Genomic DNA, 2,833 nt, shown 5'->3' on the forward strand with positions numbered 1-2,833 from the left:
GAACAATTGTGAGGCCTTTGCCTCATCTGCCAGATAAGGAATGAGTCTTTTCATCTTTAACACCCCCTCATTCCTTATATCGGCAAAATATTATTTATTAAGTACAAAGTTTAAAACATGAGCGAAGATAAAAACCTTGATTTTTTATATATCTATATGATATACTTTTGATATAGGGGGTGATGGGGAATGCAGGTTATAGATAAAAGGATAATAGTTAATTTGCCAGCAAAGCTTTATGAAGATATCAAAAAGATTGCAAAGAGGGAATATAAATCAATTTCTGGCTTGATAAGAGAATCTATTTTAGAAAGGATAGAAGAAGAATTTACAAAGGAAGAAATTGCCTTAATAGAAAAAGGGCTTAAGTCTTTTAAGAAAGGTAAGGGCATTAACTTAAAGAGAGGTAAAGCGTGCCTAGGTTTAAGGTAATGCTTCAATCTCAAATTGTTTGTAAAAATTTAGGGGAGAGATTATCCTATACCTTGTAATAGAAAAATTTGAATGGATAAAACAACCATACCAATTTCAGAAGCAAGAAAAAACATATTTAAGATTGTCAAGGATGCCCAAAAAGGAGGTAGATATTATACCCTTACCGAAAGAGGTTATCCAAAAGCAGTGATTGTTTCTGCCGAAGAATTTGAAGCATGGCAAGAAACTCAAGAAGTGATGCAAGAATTTCCAGAGATTGAGCAAGATATTAAAAAGATAGATTGCGATGTTAAATCTGGGAAGTATAAAAAATATCCTACATTGGAAGAAGCAATGAAAAGGCATACTTCTATTTTAGCCAACAAGAGAGAAATTAAATATGAAATTTCAAATCAGGCTTACAACGAAGGCAGAAAAAGACCTTTTAAAAATTCCTTCCTCTCATAAAGAGCAAATCTTATCGGCCTTATTCTCATTAGCAGATAATCCTTATATGGGCAAAAAATTAAAGGGTAGACTAAAAGATGTTTATTTTTATAGGATTTGGCCATACCGAATTATTTATAGAATTTATAAAAATATTTCGCTAGTAGTAATTGTGCGCATTGGCCACCGACAGGGAATTTATCGATAAAAATGAAAAATCCAGAAAAGCTTAAAGCATTAAATATCTCCCTTACAAAAGAGGAAATAGATAAAATTTGTAAGGCAATTAAAAGAGAGCCAAACATTGTTGAGCTTTATATCTTCAATGCCGAATGGAGCGAGCATTGCTCTTATAAAAGTAGCAGGAAGGCTTTAAAAATTTTGCCAACCCAAGCACCCAATGTTGTTCTAGGGCCAGGTAGCGATGCGGGAATTGTTAAATTATACGATAAATATTGCCTGGTTGTCTCCCATGAATCCCATAACCATCCATCTCAGGTCCTGCCTTATGAAGGAGCGGCAACCGGGGTAGGTGGGATTGTCAGGGATATAAATTGTATGGGTGCAGAGGTTATTGGCGTTTGCGATTCCTTAAGGTTTGGAAATAATGACTACATTATTAAAGGGGTAATTGAAGGAATTGGTGGATATGGAAATCCTTTGGGTGTTCCAAACTTAGGAGGGGACACATATTTTTCTTCCTTATTCAATGAGAATTGCTTAGTAAATGTGGTTGCCTTAGGTCTTGTTGAGGAAGATTTTATTATTCATTCAAAAATCCCTGAGAAGGCAAAAGATATTCCCTATTCCATTGTTATAATTGGAAAGCCAACCGACCCATCGGGATTCTGCGGAGCATCCTTTGCCTCAGAAACGCTTAAAAGCACAATAGAAAGGAAGGAGGCAGTTCAGGTTCCCGACCCATTTCTAAAAAATGTCCTCTTTAAGGCAAATCGGGAATTGTTTAAGCTAATAAGGGAAAAGAATATTGAAATTGCCTTTAAAGATTTGGGTGGAGGTGGCCTGGCTTGTGGCACATCAGAGATGGCAGGAAATTTTGGTATTGAGATTGAGCTTTCACAAGTTCCTCAAGTGAAAGGGCTTTTACCCGAAGTTATTGCTTGCTCTGAGACACAGGAAAGGTTCGTTATGGCAATCCCCGATTCTATTATTCCCGATGTTTTAAAAATTTACAATGAAATATGGGAGCTTCCCAATATCTCAGAGGGTGCAAAAGCGGCTGTGATTGGAAGGGTAATAAAGGAAAAAAGGTATATCTTAAGGCAGAATAATGAAATTGTTTGCTCTCTACCCATTGATTTTTTAACCTCTGGAATATCCTATGATCGGGAGGAAAAACCGATTGTAGATAAAGAAAAAGAACCAGATTTTAAGATGCCAGATTTAAAAGAGGCAATCTTAAATCTTATCTTACATCCAAATATCAAATCAAAAAAATGGGTCTTTAGCACCTACGATATGGAGGTTCAAGGGAAGGCTGTAATAAGACCAGGGGAGGCAGATGCAAGCCTGATCGCACCCTTGATTGATAAGGGGATTCCTGTTGGCGTTGCTACCTCTTGCGATGGAAACCCATTCTATGGCCAAATAGACCCCTATTGGCAGGCAATAAATGCTGTGGCAGAAGGGATGAGAAATATCGCCTCTATTGGTGCAACCCCGGTTTGTATTACCGATTGCCTGAATTATGGAAATCCAGAGAAGCCTGAGATTTTCTGGCAATTTAAAGAGGGAATAAGGGGAATTGCCGATGCTTGTAAGGGGCTATGGCTTAAGGATTATCCAGAATACCCAACCCCGGTTGTCTCGGGAAATGTAAGCTTTTATAATGAAGGGTTTTCAAAGATTGATATTCCTCCCTCACCCATTATTGCTTGCTTTGGGATAATAGATGATATAGGCAAGGCAATAACAATGGAATTTAAAGAAGTGGGAAATCCCCTGTTCCTTA

At 37.2% G+C, this 2,833-nt stretch carries 4 protein-coding genes; all 4 read left to right on the forward strand.

Features of this window, described 5'->3' with window-relative positions:
- Positions 1–189 precede the first annotated feature (189 nt).
- Positions 190–432: a ribbon-helix-helix protein, CopG family gene (locus tag AB1397_05220; GenBank protein MEW6482385.1), complete on the forward strand. Its 243-nt coding sequence runs from the start codon at positions 190–192 to the stop codon at positions 430–432.
- Between the two features lie 72 nt (positions 433–504).
- The gene (locus AB1397_05225; protein ID MEW6482386.1) at positions 505–882 is read left to right on the forward strand and encodes a type II toxin-antitoxin system Phd/YefM family antitoxin; all 378 of its coding nucleotides are present in this window, start codon (positions 505–507) and stop codon (positions 880–882) included.
- Entirely contained in the window at positions 815–1,069 is a 255-nt protein-coding gene (locus AB1397_05230) for a type II toxin-antitoxin system RelE/ParE family toxin (GenBank protein MEW6482387.1), read from the forward strand. The genes AB1397_05225 and AB1397_05230 overlap by 68 nt, the downstream gene beginning before the upstream one ends.
- Before the next feature lie 2 nt (positions 1,070–1,071).
- Positions 1,072–2,833: phosphoribosylformylglycinamidine synthase subunit PurL (gene purL / locus AB1397_05235; protein ID MEW6482388.1), on the forward strand; the 1,762-nt coding region annotated here is incomplete at its 3' end.

It is taken from the genome of bacterium, from assembly GCA_040756715.1.
Classification (GTDB): Bacteria; UBA9089; UBA9088; order UBA9088; family UBA9088; genus JBFLYE01.